The following is a 24,970-nucleotide window of genomic DNA, read 5'->3' as shown; positions in this document are numbered from 1 at the left end:
CCATTGCTACGCGGCACGCGATTTCAATCGGCCGCGAAACATAATCGACTGGCGGATAATCATTGGGGCAACCATGCTGCCGGCCGTCGCTGCGATTAAGGAGTGGGACGGAATTTTCAACGCATAGTAGATGAAAGTGCTGGCGATGAAGTCAATCCAGATAAATTTTTTAATGTCAGACATCGAAATAAAAATGCAAATATAAGGCTGCTGCTTGGTGCTTTTCATAATCGCCTCCCTGACGGCTCATCATATTCATGTTATTGTATTTAAAGGCAGCATTGTCTCATACCAACAAACAAGCATCTATGCTTCAGGATCAGGAGGAATTATCGTTTTGCGCAAAAAGCAGGTACCATCTTTGTATTTTTACAGCCTTCATGTATTGCTCGTTCTGGCTCTTATTGCGGCCGTATTTTCCTTTATAGGGAAACCGCTGTCGATTCAGAGCTGGTTCTCGAATCAGATTCAGGTGGCCACCATCGCCCATCGCGGCGCCTCAGGCTATGCTCCAGAGCACACTTTATCGGGTTATCGGATGGGCATCCGGTCCGGCGCTGATTATATTGAAATCGATCTGCAAATGACGAAAGACGGCGAGCTCATCGCGATGCATGACGAGACGGTCAGCCGCACGACCAATGGCAAAGGCAAAGTATCATCGTTGAATTTAGCTGATATAAAAGAGCTGGATGCCGGATCATGGTTTAATGAGCTATATCCGATGTACGCCAGAGATGAGTTTGTCAACGCCAAGGTGCCAACGCTTCGGGAAATATTCGAAACCTTTGGCAGCGAGACCAACTACATGCTGGAGACGAAGGCGCCAGAGACGAATCCCGGCTTAGAGGAAAAAATGATTGCGCTCATTGAGGAATTCAGATTGGCCGATCATGTTGTCGTACAGTCTTTCAGCAAGAGCAGTCTGCGAAAAATTCACAAGCTGAACGCGGACGTCGATCTTTTCCAATTGATGTGGTATAACACACCGGCATTTATAAGCAGCTCAGCGCTTCAGGATATTAGCTCCTATGCCTCCGGCATCGGCTTGAACTTCCAACAGATCAACCCTTCCTATATTCAGAAGGTGAAAGGGGCAGGGCTACTCGTATACGCCTATACCGTCAATTATCAGATCAATATGGAGAAGGCGGTCAATTGGGGAGTAGACGGCGTACATACCGATTACCCGGATCGATTCAACGAGGTACTGCAGCAGCTTTCAGAAAATTAGATTTGTATACGTGCATATTCACATAATAAAGCCGGGCAAATTACAGCAAAAATGATCTTTTGCTGGAGGCTGTTTATATGCGCAATGATACGGCGGTAGCGTTATTCCGTGATGCAAAGCTTCGCAAACTGCTGGTCAGCACTGGCTTAAGCTGGCTGTTCGATGCGATGGATGTCGGACTCGTCTCGTTTATTGCCGCTGCATTAAGCGTAGAATGGGGACTCGGAGCCCAGCAGATCGGTCTGATGACCGCTATAAATTCTGTTGGCATGGCTGTCGGCGCAGCAGTAGCAGGCTCGCTTGCAGACCGTTATGGCAGACGCTCGATACTGCTATGGACCTTATTGATATTCTCAGTTGCCAGCGGCTTATCCGCACTGGCAGTGAGCTTTGTGGTGTTATGCATACTGCGGTTTATTGCCGGCTTTGGCCTAGGCGGAGAACTGCCAGTGGCTTCTACGCTCGTATCCGAATCGGTGCCGGTTAAGGATAGGGGACGAGCCATCGTGCTGCTGGAAAGCTTTTGGGCGGGCGGCTGGATTTTAGCAGCGTTGATCTCTTATTTCGTTATTCCTCGTTTTGGCTGGAGAATGGCGTTTGTTATCGGGGCGGTTCCGGCCCTGTACGCCTTGTACTTGCGGAAAGCGATACAGGATTCACCCCGTTTCTTGCAGCAAGCCGGTAAAAAGCTCAGCTTCCGCGTTCGCCTGAGCTCTGTCTGGTCAAGTCCCTACCGGAAATCTACTGCTGCGTTATGGGTGCTATGGTTTACGGTTGTCTTCTCTTACTATGGCATGTTTTTATGGCTGCCGACTGTTATGGTATTGAAGGGCTATGGCTTGCTGAAAAGCTTCCAGTATGTATTGATCATCACGCTTGCTCAACTGCCAGGCTACTTTACAGCTGCCTATTTTATCGAAAAATATGGCCGGAAATTCGTTCTGGTCACGTATTTGACAATGACCGCCGTCAGCGCGATCTGGTTTGGAATGGCAAGCTCGGAAGCGATGCTTGTAACGGCTGGAATTAGCCTATCCTTCTTCAATTTGGGTGCCTGGGGCGCGATGTACGCATATACGCCGGAGCTGTACCCAACTTCGGTACGTGCAACAGGCGTTGGTTTTGCAGCGGCATTCGGAAGGGTAGGGGGCGTTATTGGCCCTTATCTTGTCGGTGTGCTCGTTACAGCCGGCGTTTCCTTGACGGCCGTGTTTGTCGTCTTCTTCATCGCGATTCTCATTGGAGCGGCAACGGTGCTGCTATTCGCTCCTGAAACGAAGGGCATCGATCCTGACCGCCATCTATGACGTCAAAAAAAGCCAGCCCCCATTGAGCTGTACCCCATTTGTTAATCACGTTAACAATAGAGGGACGGCTCAGCAGGGGCTGGCTTATTAATAATGCGATGCCGTTATGGCGTTTGCGTCAAGCTCTTGATTTTATTCCATTCTGTCAGATGGCTTTGCAGGTTCATAAGCAGCGAGTCGATGCCTCTTAGCAAAGCTTGTCTCTCTTCGGGACTAAGCTCTTGAAAGGATTGCAGCGCCTCCGGCAGCAGAGCCGAATGGGGAGGAAGCGCGGTGAGCAGCTGCTGAAGCTGCCGCGTAATCAACGGCGAATCTACTTCTGGAACCTTCGCAGGCTTGGTCGCAGTGATTGCAAGATCCATTTGCAGCGTTGATTCCGGTTTGTCTGTATTTCTTATTGCTGTATCTGTTATGACTGCATCAGGTTTGTCTGTATCCGGTTTGCCCGCTTCTGGCTTGCTGCTTGGTTTCGGTTTTACTTCCGCAGGCTGCTTAGCTTTCTCCGCCTTATTATGCTGAATCGTATACCAGGTTTCGAGCAGCCCAGGACCAGACTTATAAAGCAGCTTGTCCTTCGTGGAAGCGGTAATTTCACTGTCTTTAAACAGCTTGGCGATTTTTTTCACATCACTTACCGGCATTTCATCCCGGGCCATAATCAGCGCAAGCGGGTCACGATGCTCCATCGGCAAGTCTTTGAGCGGCAGGAGCTGATCTTCCGTAAGCTTGTCCTTGCGGATTTCCGTACCGCTGACGATAAGCTTTTTCACCGCATTGCTGAATTTCAGCAGCTCGCATTTGTTTTTGATATAGGACTCAGGCTTGCCAAGCTTGCTGGATAGAAACTTCGTCGAGCTGCTGAATTTCGGGTCATGCAGCAGCTTATGGAAAGCTTCCGCCTCTTCAATTGGGGAGAAGCCTTCACGCGTCAAATTTTCCGCGATTTGCTCCAAGTAAATGTCCAGCTCATTTGTCACCGTCGAGACAATGCAAGGAATAGAAGGACGGCCGAGCGTCTTGCAAGCTTTGTAGCGTCTGTTGCCATATATAATTTTGTACCGGCCGCCTGCGGTTTCTCTTACTTTAATAGGAGAAAGCAAGCCGAGCTCTTCTATGCTGTTCATTAATTCCTGCAGCGCTTCTTCGTCGAATTGGTACCGGGGCTGCTCCGTATCTTCGTCAATTAAGTGAGTGGCAATTTGAACAATATCCATCATTATCCTCCTATCGGCTGAATAGCCCGCACAACGGCAGGCTCGTAAACACGACTGTTCTATTATAGCATGAATGCTGGAAAATGGAGGGCTGCGTTCGGTTTATGGCTGAAAGAAAGAGGAGTGGAGCGGCTGTAGACAGCATTATATTATTAATCTAATTAATAATTAGCGACATTTAACTTGTCGCACGTACTCGCACTCGCATTCGCATTCTCATAGTGCCGCCTAACAGCTGAATGAACGCGATACGCTCGTTATTCCACGCCCAGTAACAATCAAAATGCAAAAGTGCATTTTGATGAACCTGAAACTAGCCAAAACCGCCCTCAAAATGCAAAAGTACATTTGAAATCGCTCCGATGTACATTATAGGAGGATTTTAGGCCAATCAACCTGCGCATTTGCATTTTGATGGCCTAAATCGCCGAAAAACCGTCCAACAACCTGCAATTTTACATTTTGATTCGCTTTTGATGTATTCAACCCTAGGCCGAAATAACATTACGATGCGGTTCTGCTTGAGTTCGTTGAGTTAGTCCGCGTATCGCCGACTTTTCATTGAGCTACTAAAAGCTGTCGCGATTTTACCATCCGCCTGATCCGCCTACCTCCAAGGCGTGATTTCCACATTGTGGGACAACCGCCTTTGCTAATAGATTTCTAAGAGTCGGGATAGTACAATAGGGAACAATAGACTTTTGAAGGAGGCGCCGGCATTGTCCATTCGCTTTCGGCTGCTGCTGTCGTTCATGTCGGTCGTCGTCGTGTCCGTTATCGTGTTCGCGCTGGCTGCATATTCATTGTCGGTTGCGGTAACCGGCGATTTCCGCAGCATCAGCCGATTTTATAAAGTACACTATTCCGTTCATCCGCTTTCTGATGAAGAAGATAATCTGTTCATTGACCTCAAATATTTGGCCAAGCATGACCCCAAGCGTCTGAAGGAGCAGCTGCTGCTTGAAGATTACGACCAGCAGTTGAAAATGGTGCAGGCCGGTCTTGTCGTTCGTGACGACGAGGGTATTCTCTATCAAACGCCAACGCTCCATGATGTCGATATGGAGTCAGCTTTGCCTGCGTATGATTTGAGCAATCGTTCAATTCGCAATACGATGAATGTCGGCAATCGTTTTTTCTCCTACGCCAAATTTGATTTTTACTTCTCGTCCGAAACCGGCGAGAAAGGCAGCATCTTCGTTATCCGGGAGCGCAGCCCGTTTGCAGAGATGATCCGCACGCTGCTGCCGATACTGATCGGAATGCTGGCTGCCATTTTACTGCTGACCGGCTGGCTGCTGTACCGGTATGTGACTCGCAAAATCATCAAGCCGCTTGATGCGCTGCGGCAGTCTGCCGAGCATATTACCGAAGGAGATTTAACGTTCCGGCTGCATTCAAGCTCGCGCGATGAGGTGGGGCAGCTTGTGCTCACCTTTGACCAAATGCGCAGGCAGCTTTACGATTCTGTCCAATTGCAGCTTCATTACGAAGAGAACCGGAAGCAGCTGTTATCGAATATTTCGCATGATCTCCGGACACCGATTACAACCATTAAGGGGTACGCGGAGGGCATTCGTGACGGAGTAGCGAATACGCCGGACAAGCTGGACAAATATGTAGAAGCCATCCATACCCGGGCATCGGATATGGAGCAGCTCGTTGATGAACTGCTGCTTTACTCCAAGCTGGATTTGAACAAGGAGCCGTTCTCGTTCGAGCAATTGCTGCTGCTTCCTTTTCTGAAAAGCATCGTTGAGGCGCTGGCGATTGATTTCGATAACGAGCAAGTAGAGGTCAGCTGGCTGGCAGAAGGGGCAGAGGAGCTGTTCGTGTTGGCGGATCAGGAGAAGCTCAAGCGTGTCGTCGTTAATTTGCTCAGTAATTGTCTCAAATATATGGTCAGTCATCCGAAACGGATTACGATCGGAGTGGAAGTGAAGGACGGCTTTGCCGTCGTGAAGATCAAAGACAATGGTCCTGGCATTCATCCTGATGCACTGCCGCATATTTTCGAGCGGTTTTACCGGGAAGAGCTATCTCGCAGCAAGGCAGCGGGTGGCAGCGGGCTTGGGCTTGCCATTGCCAAGCAAATTATTGAAGGGCATGGCGGGGAAATTGGGGCGGAAAGCTTGCCGCAGCAAGGAACAAGCATTTATTTTACATTAAAAATATTTGAGGATCGTCGGTGATACAGATATGAAGCGGATTCTAATTATTGAGGATGACCCTTATATCGCGGAGCTTCAGCGCGATTACTTTCAATTGCATGACTTTGCGGTGGAGATGTCGCATGACGGCCGGGAAGGCTTGGCGCTGGCATTAAGCGGAGGCTTCCAGCTGATCATTCTGGATCTTCAGCTGCCGGGAACGGACGGATTCGAAATATGCAGGCAGATTAGGGAGAAGCTTGATGTTCCGGTGTTGATCGTGTCGGCTAAAAAAGAAGAAGTGGATAAAATTCGCGGCTTTGGCCTCGGTGCCGATGATTTTGTGACGAAGCCGTTTAGTCCTAACGAGCTGGTGGCGAGGGCAAAAGCCCATTTGTCGCGCTATGAACGGTTTACTGACAGCAAGAAGGAGCCTGACCGGATCGAGATCCGTGAGCTGTCGATCGATAAATCGGCGCGCCGCGTCTTCCTTCACGGGAAGGAAATCGCATTAACGGCAAAAGAATTCGAGGTGCTGGCCTATATGGCGGCAAATCCGAACCGTGTGTTCAGCAAAGAGGGCTTGTTTGAAAAAATATGGGGACTGGAATCGACCGGCGACATCGCGACGGTAACCGTCCACGTCTCGCGCATTCGCGAGAAGATCGAGGCTGACCCGTCTAATCCGCAATTTATCGAGACTGTGTGGGGAGCCGGATACCGCTTTACCGTCTGATCCCGCTGCTTGTTTGAACAAAATTATGACCTTGTTTATAAAAAGTTTATACATCTTTATGCTCCGTTTTAGAGTGCTGTTCTATCATGAATGCAGGTACCGAACAACACTATGAGCGAGAGGAAGAGATAAAGATGAACATCATTCAGCGGAAAACGGCAATCGCAGCTTTAACAGCAATTATTGGCGGAGGAGCGCTGCTCCCCTTTCATATGACAACAGCTTCGGCAGCAGGGGCAGCACCACAGTCAATAGTCGCTGCGTTCAACCAGCAGGTCGACCAAGCCATACAGCATCTGGTGAAAAAAGGCGTGCTCCAAGGCTATGAGGACGGCAAGCTGAGAGCAGAGAAGGATGTTACGAATGCCGAGCTTGTGAAAATGATCGTCTTAACGCTCGGGTCGGCGCCTGAAGCCTCGGAATCAGGCAAATGGTATACAAAATATGTAGAGAAAGCCGTTGCGACCGGCCTGATTACAGATGAAGAGGGCTTCCAGCCTAACCAGTTGGCTGACCGCGGGGAGGCTGCGGCGATGATCGCAAAAGCGCTGCAGCGCGACGTCAATTCGGTTCGTTACTGGATGGACGGTATCGGTATCGGCCAGACGAAGCTGACTCGTGGAGAGACCGCACAGCTGCTGGTGCTGTCTGAGCAAGCGATCCGTAAAGAAACGGCTCAAATTCAATCTATCAAGGCGCTGAATGCGATCACATTCGAAGTTACATTTGATGCTCCGCTTATGCTTGCGGATGAGGAAACCGCTGTTGCAACAGCTAATTTTGCCTTCGATAACGGATTGAAGCTTAATAACCAGCCACGGTTGAAGACAGGCTCTATCGCGACTTACATCGTACCGGTTCAGACGATGAAAGCCGATACGGTGTACACTTTGAACTATAAAGGCAAGCAAACGTTCAAGGTCGATTCCAGCCAGCAAAAAATTACGCTGAACGCAACCCGTCAAGTAGCGATGGATACGTTCGAGGTCGACTCGTTCCGTACGGACGGCGTGATCGATTACGGCTACCTGATCTCGGCTTATGCCGGCGGCCGCGGCGCGAACGCGGTGGTGATGGGCGAGAACAATACGCTGGGTGGCAAAGCGATGCAAATCATTTCTTCACTGGCTTCAAGGCAAGCCGTATTGACGCCGGAAGGCGGGGAGCCGATTACGGTCAATTATGTCGGCTTTACACAATCGACTGACGGCAAGCAAGAGCCGAAATTCCGGCTGCCTGCAGGGATGACGCTGCAGCCTGGGGTGAAATACACCGTATCGTCGGATTGGTTCACGCTGAATAACGACAGTTTTGTAGCGGGAACCATCGAGCCGCTTGCCATTGAGTCGGTATCGCAGACTGATTCCGCGACTTTGAACGTTACGCTTAAGGCCGATCCTTTGGATGAGCTATTTGCTTATCGTTCCATTCAATTGAAAGGCTCGGACGGAACAACATTAACCGCTCAATACAAAGTTCAGACGCGAAAAGGCGCTGTTGGCGTATTTGAGCTTCAGAACGGCGGCAAGCTGGCGGCAGGAGTCTCTTATGAAGTAACGCCAGTCGGCAGCTGGGCTACAGCAAGCGGCATTTCTTTCACAGCTAAGTAAAACCTTACAAATAAAGGAGTAGAGGAATTTCCTCTGCTCCTTTTGCTGTTTATGCTGTATAAGCCGGGTACGGGACGGTTCTTCTCCGAATTTTCTAATAATTTTAATGTTCGCCATTCGCGCTTTTTGTTGAAAGATTTCAATCTGATAGAGCGGGGCGGACAACCGCAGACGGGGAAAGAGCTTTCTGCGGCCAATCTATCAGTATTTGCTAGGTTCCGGCAAGACGAAAATTTAAAGCTGCGTACATTTGTCATTATCGGCCATAATACAGCTTGTTTATCGACAAATATACTAACCGCGCCATCAGAACGTTTGACATGCTTCGCAATATCTCGTGTGTACAATCTATCCTATATCGCAAGGTGATGAAGGGAGAGGTACGAATATGCGTAAAAAACGGAATCTGCAATGGTTCGTTTATGTGCTTTGTGCAGCCTTACTCACGACTTTAGGTATGCAATTTCCCGATCCATATAGCAAGTCAGCCGCTGTTGAACAGTCTCAAGGCGTTTCCTTAACGGCTTCTCTAGATCAAGAATGGCTGTCCCCGCCTACGCTGGAGTCACCGGCTGACAGCTTCTCATTCTCAGCTCCTGAGCCGGAAAAAAGACCATCCGTACATATAGCGAGCAGTTCCGATGAATCCGTTTCGTCAGCTTCTACGGAACCGCAAGCTGCTGGCGACTTGCCAATAGATGGAACGAGCGAGGCTAACACTAACGCTTTGAATCAATCCCCTGCTAATAGCGAGTCTTCAAGCAGCATACCTGCCGATGAGGCTGCAGGCAACAAGCCTGCTATTGATCCGCCGCCCGCTGATTCTGTTTACGAAGTAACTGCGCATTACTTGAACATCCGTTCTGAGTCCAATGCCAATTCAGAAATCGTTCAGGTTGTTAAGCAGGGGACGAAGCTTGCCGTCGACCAGCCGCTCGAGAATGGCTGGGTTGCTCTTAAAGACGGGGGCTTTGTGCATGGCCGCTACGTCAAGGAGCTTCAGCAGACCGCCTCAGCAGCAGAAACCCCGGAACACCTGCAGCAAGTCATTGAACAAGCCTTCCTGCGCAATGAGGATACGCTGCGTATAACCATTCCGCAGCCGCTTCCAGAGGAGGAAGAATCAGAACCTCTGAAGCCGTCTTCGATTGTTGGCGCTGATTCAGGACTGACCGAATCGCATATCGCCGAAATTCTTGACAATACGGCACTCGCCGGACAGAACTTAGAGCAAGCGATACTAAAAATCGAAGAGGAATATGGTATCAACGCCTATTTTACCATTGCCGTCATGAAGCTTGAGAGCGGCAACGGCAAAAGCAAGCTGGCTAAAAACAAAAATAATCTGTTCGGCTTAAACGCTACCGGCAGCAATCCCCATAACCGCGCATTCACTTTTGAGACGAAGGGTGACAGCGTACTGAAATTCGGGCAGCTGCTCTCTAAAAACTACGTCAACAAAGGCTATACAACGGTGGAGAAGATCGCCCGCAAATATTGTCCAGCGAACCCGGAATGGCCGAACCTCGTGCTCAAAATTATGAAGAGCGACTTCAAGAAACTGTAATTCCGGCTGAAGCAGCCGGGGAGAGCAGCCCAGACCGCTTGACTTCACTGTAGAAAGCCTCGAACTGCTCGAAGTCCAGCTGTTGGGCGGAATCGGAGAGGGCAGCAGCCGGATTCGGATGCACCTCGACCATAACGCCGTCTGCGCCTGCTGCAAGGGCAGCTTTGGCGCAAGGCGCCATAATTTCTTTGCGGCCGGTGGAATGTGTCACATCAACTAATACTGGAAGATGAGTCTCCAGCTTGAGCAATGGAACCGCCGAAATATCGAGTGTATTGCGCGTCGCCCGTTCATAGGTGCGAATACCTCTTTCGATAAGCATGACCTGTTTGTTGCCGCCGTACAAAATGTATTCCGCAGCATGGAGAAATTCATCCAGCGTAGCCGAAAGTCCGCGTTTGAGCAGAACTGGCGTGGACAATCGTCCGGCTTCTTTCAACAGCTCGAAGTTATGCATATTTCTGGCGCCGATTTGAATGACGTCGATATAATCGCCAGCCAGCTCCAAATGTCTAGGGTCGACGATTTCGCTAATGGTAATTAAGCCAAACTCATCGGCCACCTCCTTCAGCAGCTTCAGACCGTCAAGGCCAAGTCCTTGGAAGTCGTAAGGAGAGGTTCTCGGCTTGAAGGCGCCGCCGCGAAGGACGTTAACGCCCGTCTTTTTCAGCAATGCTGCCACAGAACGCAGCTGCTCATAGCTTTCCACGGAGCACGGGCCGGCGATCATCGCCGGTTGTCCGCCCCCGATGATTGTAGACCCGAGGTGAATCGATGTATTTTCCGCTTGTTTGCCGCGGCTGACGAGCAGATGGTTATAGCTCATATTTGAACAGCTCCTTATCGTTTTGTTATGAAAATGGACGCAAAAAAGGCTCCTCTCCGCAAGGGACGAGAAGCCGTGGTACCACCCTAATTAGACCGGCTGGCCTTGAGCTCTAAGGCGGCGCGCGATCTCACTTTGATCCCTTTAACGCAGAGAATACGGGGAGCTCTACTGCAAGCCGCATAGGACTTGCCTTCAAGTTCCGGCTCAGGAGTGAACTTCGGCCAGGACATTCGCTCGGCGGCTCTCAATCGGTGGCGCACCGTCCCTGTCAGGAATGTAACCTTGCTTACTCTCTCCGTCATTGCCTGTCAATGCTATTCGAATAACGCTTGATTAATGAGCATTCTATACCCTTTTCAAACGAACTGCAAGTTTTTTTATTTCTGCTTGCCGGCACGGGGAAATCTTAACGGATTGACAATAACTCACCTGTCATGTAACATGTGACGAAGTGAAGATGATTAATTTGTGAACGAATTCATGTCTCGTATAACCCCGCATATGGATGCAAGAAGGGCGGGGGTCCTACAGGGAGCCTTAACTTCCTAACTGCGAATGATCGGAGAGAGCCGCCAGACGGTTCGTCCAGTCGCGGTTAGGTTTTTTTGCGTTTTATAGAGGCATGGCGTACTAGACAGGAGGAAATTTAACCCCATGAAATACTTTATAGCCGTTCTAGCGGGAGCTATGAGTTATGGTATTCTATCGACCATCGTTGTACACGCCTACGACCGAGGATTTACGCTAGGCGAGGTGGTTGGCAGCCAGCTGTCATTTGGCTTTTTGCTGGCGTGGCTGCTCGCAGCCTTTATCAAGTTTAAGCAAAAACGCGGCGTGCCTGCGGGCAATTCTTCTGAACAGACTGCAACGTGGCGAAAGCTGGAGTGGAAGCACAAGCTGCTGCTGATACTGGCAGGTGCGCCTTCTGCAGTAACCGGTTTGCTGTATTACCACTCCCTTAAGTATATACCGGCATCGCTTGCTATCATTATGCTATTCCAATTCACTTGGATCGGTGTCGTTATACAAGCCGTTATTCAGCGCAAACGGCCAAGTAGGGCGATCCTGGCCTCTCTTGCCGTCCTGTTGACCGGAACGGCATTGGCAGCTGGATTGGCAGCTCCCGGAGGGGCGGCCTTCAATCTGACGGGCATGGGACTAGGGCTGTTGTCCGCCATCAGTTATTCCCTTATGATTTTGTTCAGCGGCAAAGCGGTGCCGGATGCGCACCCGGCATATCGCAGCGCATGGATGAGCACTGGCGCGGTTGCTTTAGTATTTATTTTATTTCCTCCGCATTTTTTGTTTAACGGGCATTTATTCGATGGGCTGCTGCTATTTGGAGCGCTGCTCGGATTTTTTGGAGCGTTTATACCACCGTTGCTGTACGCGGTTGGCATTCCCCATATCGGAGAGGGAATGGCCAGCATCCTGGGTGCAGCCGAGCTTCCGGTGGCGGTGCTGCTGTCGACATTCGTCCTGCATGAGCATGTCAGCGGTATCCAATGGGCCGGCGTCGTGCTGGTGCTCGCCGGCATTGCTTTGCCTGAATTGCTGAAACGGAAGCGGCGGCATTCGGGTCCGCATTCCCTTCAGGCCTAATAGTTAAAATCTTCCTCATATTGCGCTGTTGCGCGGTTTTTAGACATTTTATACGTCCGAAAGGTCAAAGATTTGGCAAAACACCCTCAAACATCGTATAGTTAATAATATAAAGCTTTTATTGATTGATTTGAAAAGAGCTTGAAAGGGGTATTACGTATTATGAGCGAGTTGGTCAACTATGGCATTACACTAACTGCAAACGCTGTTCATGCAAAGCAATTCGAGAAAAAATTCCGCGGCTACAATCCGGATGAGGTGGATGATTTTCTTGATGAAATCATAAAGGATTATAGCCGGATGCAGGATCTGATTCTCAAATATGAAGCGGATCTTGCCGCTATTCATGTTGAACTGCTGAAGAACAAGGAATCATACGATCAATTTATGATTAAACGCCGGATCGAGGATCTGGAGATGAAAGTGTTCGGCGAGAAAAGAGAGCTTTTGCGCCCGCGGGTGTAAGGTGAATTTTCGGCAAGCACTAACTGTAAAAAGAGGCTGTCACGACTGGCGTTTTCGCGCCAGGCCGAGACAGCCTCTTTGTGTTATCAGGCAACTATTAGGGGTTACAGTGATGTAATGATTTTGTCAATCATGCCGTACTCGACGGCCTCCTGCGCTGACATGAAGTAATCGCGATCCATGTCACGGTCGATCCGCTCCAGCGGCTGGCCGGTCCGTTCGGCGGCGATCCGGTTCAATCTGGCGCGTGTATCCAGGATCCGCTTAGCACTGATGGCGATATCGGACGCTTGCCCCTGTACGCCGCCATGCGGCTGATGGATCATAATCTCGCTGTTCGGCAGCGCAAACCGATTGCCTTTTTCCCCTGCCAGCAGTAGAATAGCGGCAAAGGAAGCCGCCATACCGATACAGATCGTATGAACGGGAGGCTTCACGTATTGCATCGTATCGTAGATTGCGAAGCCTGCTGTCGTCGAGCCCCCTGGACTGTTAATGAACAGCGAGATCTCTTTCTCCGGATCTTCCGCAGCTAGAAACAGCATTTGTGCGATGATGCTGTTTGCGATCTGATCATCGATGGCGGAGCCTAAGAAAATGATGCGATCCTTCAGCAGACGGGAATAAATATCGTAGGAGCGCTCACCGTTTTTCGTCTGCTCCACTACGTAAGGGACATATGAACTCATTTGACATTCCTCCAGGTTCGTAATTGGTTTTCGCTAGGAAGACGATTAAACGGCCTGACAGGATACGATTTTTCACGAAAAAATTCCGGTTTATTTTTTTATCGCAGGCGTATCTTTTGAAGCGGGTAAATCGTTTACTGAATAAGGGGGTGCTGGAATGAACGGATGGAATCAAGCTGAAGCTGAACATGCTGCTGCCCGGCTGGGCGAGGAGACGACAAAGCTGCTCGATGCGGCACTGCGGCGATATTGCATGGCGATTACTGCTTCCCGTTATGAAGCTGAAGATTTAGCACAGGAAACTTGGCTAAAGGCGATAAGCAAGCTGAGTGGTGAAGGGCATGACAATGCGGAAGCCTATCTGCTGCGTATTGCACGTACGACTTGGGTGGACCGGGTCCGGAGAAAAGCCAGAAGTGCCCGTCTGGAAACGGATAGCCTTCTCGCAGATATGCGGGCAGAGGATGATTTTGCCGAGATCGAAGCGGTATTGCATGTGCTTCAGAAGCATCTGTCGCCGCTGCAGCTGCTTGTGTTCATGCTTCGTGAAACGATGGGCTACTCCATTGAGGCAACGGCAGCTCATCTTCAGACGAGTGCAGGTGCCGTGAAGGCAGCGCTGCACCGGGCCCGCAGATCATTAGATGCTATCCGGAAGGAGCTTCTCAGCGAAGGGCTGCCGGAGCCGAAGGAAGAGGGAATGAAGCTCTACATTCGATCGCTTGCGGCCGCTTACCGGTTAAACGACACCCATACGCTGATCGCGCTCGTTCAGCATGACGCTTCGCATGCAGCCATTGCGGTTGGCCTTATGCAGAATAAAGCGCTGCAGCTGCAGCAGGCTGTACGGGAGAAGGCGCATATGCAGCATACGGGTCCAAGTGCCGGCTTCAGCGCAATAATGGCTGCTTAGTCGGACTTGCATTGAAAAATATAATCGCACTCACAAATTTTCTATTAGATTAATTCCGATTGGAATGGTAAGTTATAGAAAATAATGCAAGGGAGTGCAGAGAGATGAGTAAACCGCTAGTCGTAATCGTAGGTGCAGGTCCTGGAGTAAGCGCAGCAGTGGCGCGCAAATTCGGGGATAACGGATTTCGTATCGGGCTTGTTGCGCGCAGGGAGTCGTCACTGGAGGAGCAAGCTGGTGCGCTCCAAGAGCTGGGTATCGAAGCATTTGGCATAACAGGAGACGCCGGAAATCCGGCATCGATCGCCGAAGCCTTCCAGACCATTAGGGAGCAGCATGGAGAGCCGGATGTCCTCGTGTACAATGCAGCTGTCATCTCGTCCGGACAGCCGTCCCAATTGGAGGAAGAACGATTGATCGACGAATTTAAAGTCGATGTAGTGGGCGCCTTGACTAGCGTCCGGCAGGTTGTTCCTGGATTCGTCGGCCGCAAGGAAGGCACCATCTTGATTACGGGCGGCGGTTTCGGTATCTATCCAAACGCTGCGTACGCCTCATTATCGATCGGCAAAGCGGGTGTCCGGTCATTCGCTTATTCGCTGGCTGAGGAATTGAAGCCGCATGGCGTATACGTTGGCACCGTTACGATCGGCGGCTACGTTGCGAAGGACACGTTCTACGATCCGGATGTGATCGCTGAGAAGTACTGGCAGCTGTATCAGAATCGTGATGAAGTGGAAATCGTATTTTCTCAACCGTAAAGGAATCATTCCGTTAAGGCGCGCCGGGAGCGGCTTGGCGGACATTCGCATCAGCCAGTTTTCTGGCTGATTTTTTTTGCATTGAGCGGTAAAAAGACAAACAGCGCTGCCATCCGGCAGCGCTGTTCCAATCTAGACTCCTATTTGCAGAAGCTCGCGGATATCCTGCTCCGTTAAAGCGGACAGCGCTTCTTCGCCAGGCTGTACAAGATTATCCAGCAAGTTAAGCTTCTTCTGCTGAAGCTCGTACATTTTCTGCTCAACCGTTCCTTGCGAGATCAGCCGGACGACTTGGACGACGTTTTTCTGACCCATGCGGTGGGCGCGGTCAGCGGCTTGCTGTTCAACAGCCGGATTCCACCATAAGTCGTAGAGAATGACAGTGTCGGCCCCTGTCAGATTCAGACCGGTTCCGCCAGCTTTGAGCGAGATGAGAAACAAATCCCGTTCGCCTTCGTTGAATCGGTTGCATAGCTCTACCCGCTCCGAAACCAGAGTCTGTCCATCGAGATAAAAGAACGGGATGCTCGTTGAAGTCAGCTCGCGGCCAATCAATTTCAACATCTCGGTAAATTGGGAGAAGATGAGCATGCGCCGCCCGGATGCCCGGCATTCCTCAATCAAGTCCATCAGCTGCTCCAGCTTGGCAGAGCCGCCGGCATAATCCTCGACGAACAGGGAAGGGTGGAGACAGAGCTGACGAAGCCGGGTCAAGCCGGCCAAAATTTTGATTTTGTTGCGCTCAAACGTTTTATTGTTCAAATGCTTCAGCGTATCTTGCCGGAGCTTGGCCAGATAGGCGGCATACAGCCGCTTCTGATCCGGCAGCAGCTCGGAAATTTGCTGCGTCTCGATTTTTTCCGGCAATTCCTTCAGCACGTCCGCTTTCCGCCTGCGCAGCAGGAACGGCCGGATACGCTTCGCGATTAGCTCTGGACTCATTTCATTAAACGTCTTGCGGTCCGGCAGCAGAGCCGGAAATACAGCCTCGAAGATCGACCACAATTCCTCAAGCCGATTCTCTATTGGCGTGCCGGAGAGAGCGAAGCGGTAATCAGCATTCAGCAGCTTGACGGCCTGCGCTGTTTGCGTCAGATGATTTTTGAAAAACTGTGCTTCATCGACGATTAGCGTATGGAAACTTTGCCGCGCATACCGTTCGATATCCATCCGCAGCAGCGGATACGAGGTAATGATGATATCTGCTGCTCCGCTTGGCGCGTTGTCAATAAACGCATGGCGTTCCGCCTTGGTTCCGTCTGCGACGATGACGCTAATGTCTGGAGCGAAGCGTTCCAGCTCGTTGCGCCAATTGTAGACGAGAGAGGCAGGGCAGACGATCAGTGCCGGTTTCTTCTCCGCCCGAATTTGCGGAATGACCGAGAGCAGGTACGCAATGCTTTGCACCGTTTTTCCCAGCCCCATGTCATCGGCCAATATGCCTCCGAACCGGTAATTCGCCAGCGTCTTCATCCATTGGAAGCCAAACTTCTGATATTCCCTCAATGACGCATGAAGTCCGGCCGGCAGCTCGAATTCGAATTGATCCGGATTGCGCAAGTTTTCCAGCAGCTCTCGCAGGCTTTTATCGAGCTTGACGACGCCTCTAGACGATGTATCGGCATCGATAAGCGGAAGGCCGCGGACGATTGGCAGGCGGACGCCGTTGCCGTCCAAATCGCCGGAGCGGATACCGACCTCGTTCAATACGCGAATCATCGCAAGCAGCTGCTCCTGCTCAAGCGGCATTAAAGCCCCGTTTGGCAGCCGGTAGTAGCGGCGTTTCTCCTCCACGGATTGAATAACCTCGCGAATTTCGGACTCGGGAATGCCGTCTATCGAGAAGGTGAACTGCAGCCAGTGCATTCGCTCATCGGAGCGAACCGATATTTTCGGAGGTATGTTGCCCGTATGCAGTCTGATCTTAACGGCTGTCGTCGCATATACCCGAAGCAATTTCTCCAATTGCGGCACGATATGATACAGAAAATGATACTCCGTCTCTTCCTCGGCGGTGACGTAGCCGCTTTCCGTCTTGAGGAAGCCGCTGCTGTCCATCAGCTCCAATATCCGCCGTTCCTGCTCGCCGTCACGCATCAGAATGCGGTCAGTAGAGCGGGAACGGCCGGATTCGGCTTCCAGCGGATTAATTACGATCTCCCCATAGTGAAATTCAAGTGCCGCCAGCAGTCTGTCCTTCACACGATCCAGAAATAGCTTCGCTTTCAGCGGGGTATGAACAATTTTCTCAGCGACCGGCTCCGCGATATGAACGGATCCCAGCTTCATTAACCCGGGCACGACCTTTTCCATAAAAGGCTCAATGAGCGGTGCCGCAATCTGCACTTGAGCTTTGAACGAGCTCTCCAGCATGAGCTGCAGCTCAAACAATCGGGCAAGCTGCTCTGGCGGCAGCTGGAACAGTTCGCCGTCGGCACCGATTACAGCGCCGTAATCACCCAGTACAGTCAGCTGCTCTATGCCGTCTGCTGTTAATTGATAGCCGCCAGCATCGGATTGGCGACTGGACTGGTCAAACTGAAACTTCACAGGCAGAGCTTGATCGCTAATCCGGATACCCTCTGTGATGCCATGGTCGTGAACAAGCAAAACTCCCGGGGAGCTTATAAGCAAAGGCAATACGGCGTTCCACCACAATGGCGGAATAAGGAGCATCCGTTCATTGCCCGAGCCCGATTTGCGGGAAGGATATATCGAAGATCTGCCTGGGCTCATGGCTGATCCGCGAAGCAGCTTTTCTTGTTTGGTGATTTGAATGAGCAGCTGCAGCACGGCATCATGCTCCGGTCGGAAGCAGTACTGCTCAGGATCATAGACGAAGCTTTTCGTAAAAATATAAGGCTGCCTTTGCTCCAGCCGCTCCAGAAAATCTTGAATATGCTGGACAATATACAGCCGTTTCGGTCCGGCTTTCAGCTCGATGCCAAGCACATGCTTGCGGTTGCCGTAGGGTACCGTGTGAACGGCAAACTCTACTTCAAGCGGGATGCGGGAATCGAACAGGCGGCCGGCGCCGCTTGCCGGGAGCCGCTTATTTTCAAACAAACGGATGATACTGTCCGCTGCTTGCTCCTCGTCGTTATACCGCGGGGTTAAGGCCGCCGCTTGCTCTTGGGGCTCAGGATGAAGCAGCGATGGATAAGCGCGGACAGGGACGAAGCCTTTTTCCGCCTCGTTATGAAGATGGATCAACAGAGCGGCAATATGCTTGCAATAGGTAGAGCGCGAATAAAAGGGCGGGCAGTTGCAGGTGGCGTGCACATCACCGTTCATATCAATCTCCGCGTTGACGCGGTAACGGCTGCCGCCTCCGGCAACCTCTGCTTTGTAGCGATGGGAATCGGGGTCGCTCATAATCATGGCGATTTTATGTTGGCTTGCGAAATGCTCGCCTTCGTTGTAGGCTTCATTTCCGCACAGCAGCTTAATAATTCGTTTGGAAACGATAAAGCTCATGAAATCAATCTTCCTTCGAAATATGTCGTATACCTACAATGATACCAGATATCGAAGAGAGGCTGACAGGAGAAATGGATTTTCGCCGATATGGACACTAAACACTAGCCTGGTTACTAGAGGGACTACGAAAGATAGAACTGTTCGCATGGCCGTTCCCGTTGATAAGATGTAACAGAAAGCTGCACCTTTGCAGCGTTTGGTTACAAAATGGGAGGGAATAAAATGCGTATTGACGATAAGGTTGCTGCCATTGCGATTTCGATCTTTGCGGGCAGTTTTACCAGTGCACTATTGATTTCATTATTGTGTTTCAATTTTGGAGCTGTACTTATAGTCTGTATGTTTTGTTTTGTGTTGACGACTGTAGTCGGCGTACCGCTATCGCTGATCATTCATAGCATGATTCGGAAAAGCGATTCATTAAGCGCATTTTTTCGCATTGCTGCGCATATTGTTGCAGGTTATGGAGCCGTTATGATCTTTCATCTATCGGTAGGCACGTCGTTCGAGAGCAGCTTTAGACTGGAGGATTCACTGTTTACGTTATCGGGAGCCATTAACGGTCTAGTGTATGGTTCGATTTACGAGTTGTATAAACTTGGAGTGTGCAGAGCTGCACCCTTTTTCCAGCTTATCTCGTCTGAAGGGGTAATTAACGCAGGATTGAATCGTCGGGGGGATTAGGTTGAAGAAGTTATGGATTACTTTATGTGCAGCTGTATTGGTTTTATCGGGGTGCGGGACAGCGAGTCCAAAAGCAACAAGCAGCGTTTCTCCATCGCCGTCAACAGCTGTAAGCAATGAAACGCCGACGCCTGCTTCAACGCCGGAACAAACACCGGAGCCGTCCGAAACGCCGAATTCTCCCGACAAGCTTGCGGATCTTTCGGTTCTTTCGAAAGGGATCTTCGGATTTGCCAATTCCACGGGCAGCAAGCTGCTTGCCGAGTGGGGCGACGGCGGGGAACCGCCGAAAGGGAATTTAATTGCAATTGGGGATCAGGGCCGCGTCGTTACTGTCACATATGCCGGCAGCCAGGAAGAGACGGAGGCAGATAACGGAAGACAGACCTCGCAAAACTTTGACCAATCAAGAGGGTGGCTGTATGACGTCATCGGGGGTAATGCGACCGATAATGAGAGCTACTTTATAATAGATAAAACCTTATTGAACGAAAATATGCTTCTCCCGCTTCGTGGAGCAGAGCAGCAGACGGAGCCCGCTGCCTTGAAAGCGGATATCGAGAAGCTTAAAGGCCGCAAAGTTGAATCGGTGTCACCCTTACAGCAGATCGGTGCGGATCAACACGCTTATCTCGTCGTATTCGCCAGGGAAGGCGATGATATGCTGGCAAGCCTCGCCTTCAGCGATGGCGTACAATGGGTGTTTCATGATTTTCCCGCTACTTATGATGAGAATTCGACGTGGCGGGTTGATGACGGCGGTGTTATCGAGCCTGAGTACTTTTCGTTTCTGCTTGCAGCTGCCACAGAGAGCGGCTTTCTAGTGGGCTATAAGTGGATGGGGGCAGAAGGGGAGAATGTCGATTTTCTATCAATTGCAGACGGAAAAGCGACGGAGATTAAGCCGGGATACGGCAGGTACATGTCGCCAATCTAAGGGGGAGCTTGTGTTTGATAAATCTTTTTTATGGACTGTAGCTTTTTTGTAACTTCTTGCAGCCCATGAACGTTATATTCTATAAGTAAGACGAATATATAAATCTACACCCCCTAGAAGGAGCGGCTGTTCCCTATGAAAAAATATACGATGTTTGCCCTCGTTGCAATTGTTTGTTTAACTTCTGTCAGTCTTGTCATGGCTGGAAGCCGTGAATATGCACCCGTCGTTCAGACGCCAAGCATGGAGACTGGTTACGTGGAACGGCTTGTCCATTCCGATAATGGCTATTCGCTAGATTTCGATTCGATAGAATGGTATGAAGGCGACGCTGCGACTGTCAAGTTCAGAGAGAGAGAAGGAGATTCCGGTTTGGACGCTCCGCCGGATGGTTATTATATTATTAACGATAATCCTTCGGTAAAAACGCTGCCCATCGCAGACGACGCTGTTGTGCTGATGCAAATCTATGATCGCGATGGCCATGCTGCAAATGCAGACATCGAGTGGGATGAGCAAATTTCGCTGGCGGCATTTGCCGAGCATTTCAATAAAGATGAATCGATCAAGCTGAAAGATTTCCCTTATCACATCACGGTAAAAGACGGTAAAGTGGTACGTATCGTCCAGCAATACATTCCATAATTTCGCTTCAACATTAATGAATGAGTCTAGCAGGAGCCTTCGCTTAGAGGGCTTCTTTTTTATAGGAGGAAATGATAGGAATTTGTAAAATTGGATAAAAACCGTAACCTTTGAGGCGGCCGATTCGTCTGTATAGATACGAAGCCTGCAAACGCGGGTGATAAAGGAGGACTTTCCAAAATGAAAGCATTCAATCAACCACATCAACTTTTGAAAAAGACACTCGTATTAGGTTTGGCGCTTTCGCTGACGGCTGGTACAGCTGTTATTGCAAAAAGTCCGCTGCATGCAGCAGCAGCTTCAGCAACGGCTAGCGGCACTGTCAATGCCAGCGTTGCAGCTTCCATCTACAAGCAATTCGAAAAATATGTGAGTAAGCCTTCGACATTAGCGAAAGCGCGCGCTTACCTGATTAATAACATTAGCCGCGTAAGCAAAACACAAGCGACAATCATGACGCTGCATCTGGAAAATGCACAGCTGGCGCATTTGCCTGCCTTTTCCGAAAAGCTATACCCGCAAAACATTCAGAAGGAAATTGATAAAGCATATCGTAAAAAAGGGATTTCGCTGGACGCGCTGATCGGAGCAACGACCGATGCGAAAACGAAAGCTCTGCTAATCGAAGCCAGAGACAAAGGCTATAAGCTGGAGACGAGCGAGGGAATGTACTATCCGGTTATGCATTACCAGAGCTTTAAGCAGTTCCAAATTCATATCAACAAAGATATAGCATCATACATCGATCTAATGGCTGTCGCGTCCAACAGCCCCGTCGCTTTCGATGGTGCGATTGTAATCGGCTGGGATGAGCTGATCTCACGTACGGTGGCTTTGGAAAACTTTCTGAAGCAGTATCCGAAATCGAACCGGGCGACCGTTATCAAGGAGCATTTCCGGCTGCTGAAGTCCCGGACATTTTACGGCGCGAGCAATACACCGGTCTATGACAGCTATGGTCCAAAAGGCGAGACAGCCATTAACCCTAAAGTTCGGGCGGCCTATGAGGCAGCGGTCAAGAAAGGAAACGGCGGCAGCGTGTTTCTCTCCTCGATCCAGAGCCTGCTGAAGCTGCTGGATGGAAGCAACAACCTGCAGACGGCTGAAATTAATCGTTTTTTAGAGAAACAGGTGGAATAGTTCAAAAAATCTGCTCCCAAGAGTAGGAAACAGGAATCCGCATGTCGAAACTCTATACAGACATTTATTTTCGACATAGGAGCGTGAACGCTAATGTTTTTGCACTTTCTTCATCATATGGAACATAAAATAGCATTTCTGGATTTGGCGAATCGGGTGGCAAAAGCTGACGGCTGCATCAACACGAAGGAAAAGGACTATATCCGGCTGTTTATGAACGAAATGAACATCTCGGAAGCAGACTACCAGTGCCAGGATCATCGTGACATAAAAGACATTATCGGAAATTTGCAGGATGAGCAGGTAAAGCGTATCTTTTTCGCAGAAATACTGCTGCTCGTGTTCGCCGATGGGGATTACAATGACGATGAGAAGCAATTGGCTAGAAAGCTGCAGGAGCTGTTCGGTTTATCCGAAGAGACGTATGAAGCGTTCAAAGATTGGGTGGTCCGCATGGATCAGCTGAAGCTGGAAGGTTTGAAAATAATATTGGCTTAAGGATAGAGGGCGCATGCCCTCTATTTTTTTTATGCCGGAACCGGGTTATTTTCACGATTGTCCGTCTCATATCCTATATTATCCGCAAAAGCCGTCGATCCTTGTCCGCCAGTGAGGTTACAGCAATGAAGGGGGTGGGATAGTGCGCTTCCAGCTAAGCGAGGAAACGGAAATGCTGCGGGTGGCGGTTCGCGCTTTCGCGGAGAAGGAGCTTGCTCCCTTTGTTCGGGAGCGGGATGAACGCGGAGGTGTGGATCGGAGCGTATGGGGCAAGATGGCGGTGATGGGGCTGACAGCAATTCCGCTGGAGGAGCATTACGGCGGCGCTGGCGGCACTGTACTCGACTATGCGGTTGTGCTAGAGGAGCTTGCAGCTGCATGCCCATCATCGGCGGCCATGCTGGCGGCTCACACCGGTTATGCAGTGTGGCCGATTCGACATTATGCCTGTCATAACGGTAACGGGAAGTTCAACAGCAGGCTCGCCGCATTGGCGGAAGGCCGTCTTCTTGGCGGATTTGCTGCGCCGCCGATGGACGAAGGTTCGCTTATCGCAGTGCCTGATGGTTTGCTCCAAGGCGGTTATAGATTGAATGGCGCTGTCCCTGTAGCTGTAAATGCAGAGACAGCCGATTTGGTTATTATGTTTGCCCGCATTCATAGACAGGGAGGGCAGCGGGGGAGGCTTACTGCATTTGTCATAGAAAAAGGTATGCCAGGCTTTCATGCTGTTCCCGGTGCTGCCAAGATCGGTCTGAAGGGCTTCAGTACAGGCTCGCTTCACTTTGACAATTGCCGGGTAGCTTGGGATACCGATCAGCTGGGGCGGAAAGGCCAAGGGCGCGCGGTTGCAGCTTCTGTCGCTGAAATCGGCAATATCGGGGCAGCTGCCCAAGCGGTAGGTGTTGCTCAAGGAGCGCTTAGCGCAGCTGTCGATTATGCCAAAACGCGCAAACAGTTCGGCAAGCTGATCAGCCGGCAGCAAGGCATCGCCTTTAAGCTTGCGGATATGTTAACGCAAGTGGAGGCGGCGCGGCTTCTCGTCTACCAGGCTGCATGGCGCATGAGCGAGGGGATCGCATGTACGCGAGAAGCTGCTATTGCGCGTAACATATCCGCCCAAACGGCAATTGCCGTAACGCTGGAGGCCGTTCAGCTGTACGGCGGCTACGGTTATATGAAGGAATATAGCGTGGAGCGGATGCTGCGCGACGCGAAGTGTCTGGAGTCGGATTTTGCAACTGGCGGAATGGAGCTTGCGAGCATCTCAAGCATCCTGACCGGTCCAACCGATTAAGGGGGAGATCGCTCTTGCGCAATACGGTCATCGTTGGCGGAAGCCGCACGCCCTTCGGCAAGCTGGGCGGCATATTGAAGCAAGCACAGGCCGTTCAACTGGGTGCTGCGGCGATTGACGGAGCGCTGCAAAGCAACGGGCAAATTGCACGAACCGATGTCGAAGGCGTACTGATGGGAATGGTTCTGCAAGGGGGTGCGGGTCAAAATCCGGCGCGCCAGGCGGCTGTTCTTGCCGGCTTGCCTTGGAGCACGCCATCCGAGACTGTGAACAAGGTGTGCGCCTCCGGGATGCGTGCCATTACACTGGCGGATCAGATGATCCGCTGCGGAGATGCCGAGCTGCTGATCGCCGGCGGCATGGAGAGCATGAGCAATGCGCCTTACGCCATTCCAGATGCGCGGTGGGGCGCAAGAATGGGAGACCGGACTATAATCGATCTGATGCATCGTGACGGCTTGCATTGCCCGTTCGATCAAGTTGCAATGGCTGTTTATGGCAATGATGCTGCATTGCAATTTCATATAAGCCGGACAGAGCAGGATGAATGGGCGCTGCGCAGTCAACAGCTTGCAGTTGCAGCAATAAATCGGGGTGCTGCGGCTGAGGAAATCGTTCCTGTTGCTGCACTTCCTGGTGCGCCGGACAAGGATGAATGTCCGCGGCCTAATACGGATGCCGCACAGCTGGCGAGGCTTAAGCCGATTGGCGGCTCCGGCGGGACAGTTACAGCCGGCAATGCGCCAGGCGTAAATGACGGGGCAGCAGCGGTGGTCGTCATGGATAAAGCCGCCGCATTGCGCGGAGGGTATAAGCCGCTTGCGGAGATTGCCGGTCATGCTGCTGTCGCTCTGGAACCGCATCGCCTAGCGGAAGCTCCGGCGCTGGCGATGCAAAAGCTGTTTGCACAAACGGGAGTATCGCTTGCCGCAATCGATCTCATTGAGGTCAATGAAGCTTTTGCTGCTGTCACGCTGACGTGTGGCAGGCTGCTCGGCTGGCAGCCGGATAAAGTAAACGTGAACGGCGGCGCGATTGCGTATGGTCACCCCATCGGAGCGAGTGGAGCCCGTATCGTGTGGACGCTGATACAAGAGCTCCGGCGGCGCGGCGGCGGGCTAGGCGTAGCTGCGATATGCAGCGGCGGCGCGCAGGGCGACGCTCTATTGCTTCGTGTGGAGGGGTAAACGGCTTGCTCGAAGGGAATGGAAC

Annotated in this window: 21 protein-coding genes and 1 pseudogene; 17 read left to right on the top strand and 5 right to left on the bottom strand. The window is 50.9% G+C overall.

Translation table 11 applies throughout. The features are described 5' to 3' along the window. Positions 1-6: 6 nt before the first annotated feature. Complete coding sequence (locus ACFVVF_RS03865; protein ID WP_387805541.1) at positions 7-228, bottom strand: hypothetical protein; 222 nt, start codon at positions 226-228, stop codon at positions 7-9. Positions 229-337: 109 nt separating this feature from the next. Here ACFVVF_RS03865 and ACFVVF_RS03860 point away from each other — a divergent pair, with 109 nt between their 5' ends. Further along, positions 338-1,234, top strand: a complete 897-nt coding sequence (locus ACFVVF_RS03860; protein WP_387805540.1) for a glycerophosphodiester phosphodiesterase — start codon at positions 338-340, stop codon at positions 1,232-1,234. 77 nt (positions 1,235-1,311) lie between these two features. Continuing rightward, positions 1,312-2,541: an MFS transporter gene (locus ACFVVF_RS03855; RefSeq protein ID WP_387805539.1), complete on the top strand. Its 1,230-nt coding sequence runs from the start codon at positions 1,312-1,314 to the stop codon at positions 2,539-2,541. A gap of 104 nt (positions 2,542-2,645) precedes the next feature. Here the strand turns inward: ACFVVF_RS03855 and ACFVVF_RS03850 are convergent, their stop codons facing one another. Further along, positions 2,646-3,758, bottom strand: a complete 1,113-nt coding sequence (locus ACFVVF_RS03850; RefSeq protein ID WP_387805537.1) for a ParB/RepB/Spo0J family partition protein — start codon at positions 3,756-3,758, stop codon at positions 2,646-2,648. A 716-nt stretch (positions 3,759-4,474) separates the two neighbouring features. Here ACFVVF_RS03850 and ACFVVF_RS03845 point away from each other — a divergent pair. The 4 genes from ACFVVF_RS03845 to ACFVVF_RS03830 all read left to right on the top strand — a co-directional run bounded on the left by ACFVVF_RS03845 (position 4,475) and on the right by ACFVVF_RS03830 (position 9,818). After that, positions 4,475-5,947, top strand: coding sequence for a sensor histidine kinase (locus tag ACFVVF_RS03845; RefSeq protein WP_387805535.1), 1,473 nt, complete (start codon positions 4,475-4,477; stop codon positions 5,945-5,947). 7 nt (positions 5,948-5,954) lie between these two features. Continuing rightward, the gene (locus ACFVVF_RS03840; RefSeq protein WP_387805533.1) at positions 5,955-6,641 is read left to right on the top strand and encodes a response regulator transcription factor; all 687 of its coding nucleotides are present in this window, start codon (positions 5,955-5,957) and stop codon (positions 6,639-6,641) included. 134 nt (positions 6,642-6,775) lie between these two features. After that, the gene (locus ACFVVF_RS03835; protein ID WP_387805531.1) at positions 6,776-8,251 is read left to right on the top strand and encodes an S-layer homology domain-containing protein; all 1,476 of its coding nucleotides are present in this window, start codon (positions 6,776-6,778) and stop codon (positions 8,249-8,251) included. A gap of 388 nt (positions 8,252-8,639) precedes the next feature. Continuing rightward, the gene (locus ACFVVF_RS03830) at positions 8,640-9,818 is read left to right on the top strand and encodes a glucosaminidase domain-containing protein (protein ID WP_387805529.1); all 1,179 of its coding nucleotides are present in this window, start codon (positions 8,640-8,642) and stop codon (positions 9,816-9,818) included. On the opposite strand, the pseudogene ACFVVF_RS03825 reads toward ACFVVF_RS03830, so the two are convergent. Further along, a pseudogene (locus tag ACFVVF_RS03825) lies at positions 9,805-10,677 on the bottom strand (bifunctional 3-deoxy-7-phosphoheptulonate synthase/chorismate mutase); the annotation flags it as partial. The gene ACFVVF_RS03830 and the pseudogene ACFVVF_RS03825 sit on opposite strands and share 14 nt — an antisense overlap. 624 nt (positions 10,678-11,301) lie before the next feature. On the opposite strand from ACFVVF_RS03825, the gene ACFVVF_RS03820 reads away from it, so the two are divergent. Together ACFVVF_RS03820 and ACFVVF_RS03815 are read left to right on the top strand one after the other, a co-directional pair. After that, positions 11,302-12,249 carry an EamA family transporter gene (locus ACFVVF_RS03820; protein WP_387805527.1) on the top strand — a complete coding sequence of 316 codons (948 nt, stop codon included), beginning with the start codon at positions 11,302-11,304 and terminating at the stop codon, positions 12,247-12,249. Between the two features lie 162 nt (positions 12,250-12,411). Continuing rightward, on the top strand, positions 12,412-12,714 hold the full coding sequence (locus tag ACFVVF_RS03815; protein WP_188889777.1) for a DivIVA domain-containing protein: 303 nt from the start codon (positions 12,412-12,414) through the stop codon (positions 12,712-12,714). 104 nt (positions 12,715-12,818) lie between these two features. Here the strand turns inward: ACFVVF_RS03815 and clpP are convergent, their stop codons facing one another. After that, positions 12,819-13,403, bottom strand: coding sequence for an ATP-dependent Clp endopeptidase proteolytic subunit ClpP (clpP, locus tag ACFVVF_RS03810; RefSeq protein ID WP_387805525.1), 585 nt, complete (start codon positions 13,401-13,403; stop codon positions 12,819-12,821). 157 nt (positions 13,404-13,560) lie between these two features. Between clpP and ACFVVF_RS03805 the strand changes: the two genes are divergently transcribed. Together ACFVVF_RS03805 and ACFVVF_RS03800 are read left to right on the top strand one after the other, a co-directional pair. Further along, positions 13,561-14,316 (top strand): RNA polymerase sigma factor, encoded by a 756-nt coding sequence (locus ACFVVF_RS03805; protein ID WP_387805523.1) that lies wholly within the window; start codon positions 13,561-13,563, stop codon positions 14,314-14,316. 104 nt (positions 14,317-14,420) lie between these two features. Further along, on the top strand, positions 14,421-15,077 hold the full coding sequence (locus ACFVVF_RS03800; protein WP_387805521.1) for an SDR family NAD(P)-dependent oxidoreductase: 657 nt from the start codon (positions 14,421-14,423) through the stop codon (positions 15,075-15,077). A 132-nt stretch (positions 15,078-15,209) separates the two neighbouring features. On the opposite strand, the gene ACFVVF_RS03795 is transcribed toward ACFVVF_RS03800, so the two are convergent. Beyond that, positions 15,210-18,554, bottom strand: coding sequence for a DEAD/DEAH box helicase (locus tag ACFVVF_RS03795; protein ID WP_387805519.1), 3,345 nt, complete (start codon positions 18,552-18,554; stop codon positions 15,210-15,212). Positions 18,555-18,779: 225 nt separating this feature from the next. Here ACFVVF_RS03795 and ACFVVF_RS03790 point away from each other — a divergent pair, with 225 nt between their 5' ends. The 7 genes from ACFVVF_RS03790 (at position 18,780) to ACFVVF_RS03760 (ending at position 24,945) form a co-directional block, all read left to right on the top strand. Then, complete coding sequence (locus ACFVVF_RS03790; protein ID WP_387805517.1) at positions 18,780-19,241, top strand: hypothetical protein; 462 nt, start codon at positions 18,780-18,782, stop codon at positions 19,239-19,241. A 1-nt stretch (position 19,242) separates the two neighbouring features. Further along, a complete protein-coding gene (locus ACFVVF_RS03785) occupies positions 19,243-20,178 on the top strand; it encodes a hypothetical protein (RefSeq protein ID WP_387805516.1) in 936 nt (311 codons plus the stop codon). A gap of 135 nt (positions 20,179-20,313) precedes the next feature. Next, entirely contained in the window at positions 20,314-20,823 is a 510-nt protein-coding gene (locus ACFVVF_RS03780; protein WP_387805514.1) for a hypothetical protein, read from the top strand. Positions 20,824-21,003: 180 nt separating this feature from the next. After that, positions 21,004-21,963: a hypothetical protein gene (locus tag ACFVVF_RS03775; RefSeq protein ID WP_387805512.1), complete on the top strand. Its 960-nt coding sequence runs from the start codon at positions 21,004-21,006 to the stop codon at positions 21,961-21,963. A 117-nt stretch (positions 21,964-22,080) separates the two neighbouring features. Continuing rightward, positions 22,081-22,461 carry a tellurite resistance TerB family protein gene (locus ACFVVF_RS03770; RefSeq protein ID WP_387805510.1) on the top strand — a complete coding sequence of 127 codons (381 nt, stop codon included), beginning with the start codon at positions 22,081-22,083 and terminating at the stop codon, positions 22,459-22,461. A gap of 142 nt (positions 22,462-22,603) precedes the next feature. Further along, positions 22,604-23,758 (top strand): acyl-CoA dehydrogenase family protein, encoded by a 1,155-nt coding sequence (locus ACFVVF_RS03765; protein ID WP_387805509.1) that lies wholly within the window; start codon positions 22,604-22,606, stop codon positions 23,756-23,758. A gap of 14 nt (positions 23,759-23,772) precedes the next feature. Then, a complete protein-coding gene (locus ACFVVF_RS03760; RefSeq protein ID WP_387805507.1) occupies positions 23,773-24,945 on the top strand; it encodes an acetyl-CoA C-acetyltransferase in 1,173 nt (390 codons plus the stop codon). The last annotated feature ends 25 nt before the right edge of the window (positions 24,946-24,970 follow it).

Source organism: Paenibacillus sp. NPDC058174 (assembly GCF_042883865.1).
Lineage (GTDB): Bacteria > Bacillota > Bacilli > Paenibacillales > Paenibacillaceae > Pristimantibacillus.
Note: the sequence above shows the minus strand (reverse complement) of the source record. Positions and strands in the feature narration are given on the sequence as shown.

What these genes read in the sequence shown, in the direction of transcription:
- ACFVVF_RS03850 (WP_387805537.1), bottom strand. Translation starts at nt 3,758, where the DNA reads ATGATGGATATTGTTCAAATTGCCACTCACTTAATTGACGAAGATACG.
- ACFVVF_RS03865 (WP_387805541.1), bottom strand. Translation starts at nt 228, where the DNA reads ATGAAAAGCACCAAGCAGCAGCCTTATATTTGCATTTTTATTTCGATG.
- ACFVVF_RS03840 (WP_387805533.1), top strand. Translation starts at nt 5,955, where the DNA reads ATGAAGCGGATTCTAATTATTGAGGATGACCCTTATATCGCGGAGCTT.
- ACFVVF_RS03775 (WP_387805512.1), top strand. Translation starts at nt 21,004, where the DNA reads ATGAAAGCATTCAATCAACCACATCAACTTTTGAAAAAGACACTCGTA.
- ACFVVF_RS03800 (WP_387805521.1), top strand. Translation starts at nt 14,421, where the DNA reads ATGAGTAAACCGCTAGTCGTAATCGTAGGTGCAGGTCCTGGAGTAAGC.
- ACFVVF_RS03805 (WP_387805523.1), top strand. Translation starts at nt 13,561, where the DNA reads ATGAACGGATGGAATCAAGCTGAAGCTGAACATGCTGCTGCCCGGCTG.
- ACFVVF_RS03830 (WP_387805529.1), top strand. Translation starts at nt 8,640, where the DNA reads ATGCGTAAAAAACGGAATCTGCAATGGTTCGTTTATGTGCTTTGTGCA.
- ACFVVF_RS03815 (WP_188889777.1), top strand. Translation starts at nt 12,412, where the DNA reads ATGAGCGAGTTGGTCAACTATGGCATTACACTAACTGCAAACGCTGTT.
- ACFVVF_RS03795 (WP_387805519.1), bottom strand. Translation starts at nt 18,554, where the DNA reads ATGAGCTTTATCGTTTCCAAACGAATTATTAAGCTGCTGTGCGGAAAT.
- ACFVVF_RS03780 (WP_387805514.1), top strand. Translation starts at nt 20,314, where the DNA reads ATGAAAAAATATACGATGTTTGCCCTCGTTGCAATTGTTTGTTTAACT.
- ACFVVF_RS03835 (WP_387805531.1), top strand. Translation starts at nt 6,776, where the DNA reads ATGAACATCATTCAGCGGAAAACGGCAATCGCAGCTTTAACAGCAATT.
- ACFVVF_RS03790 (WP_387805517.1), top strand. Translation starts at nt 18,780, where the DNA reads ATGCGTATTGACGATAAGGTTGCTGCCATTGCGATTTCGATCTTTGCG.
- ACFVVF_RS03820 (WP_387805527.1), top strand. Translation starts at nt 11,302, where the DNA reads ATGAAATACTTTATAGCCGTTCTAGCGGGAGCTATGAGTTATGGTATT.
- ACFVVF_RS03855 (WP_387805539.1), top strand. Translation starts at nt 1,312, where the DNA reads ATGCGCAATGATACGGCGGTAGCGTTATTCCGTGATGCAAAGCTTCGC.
- ACFVVF_RS03770 (WP_387805510.1), top strand. Translation starts at nt 22,081, where the DNA reads ATGGAACATAAAATAGCATTTCTGGATTTGGCGAATCGGGTGGCAAAA.
- clpP (WP_387805525.1), bottom strand. Translation starts at nt 13,403, where the DNA reads ATGAGTTCATATGTCCCTTACGTAGTGGAGCAGACGAAAAACGGTGAG.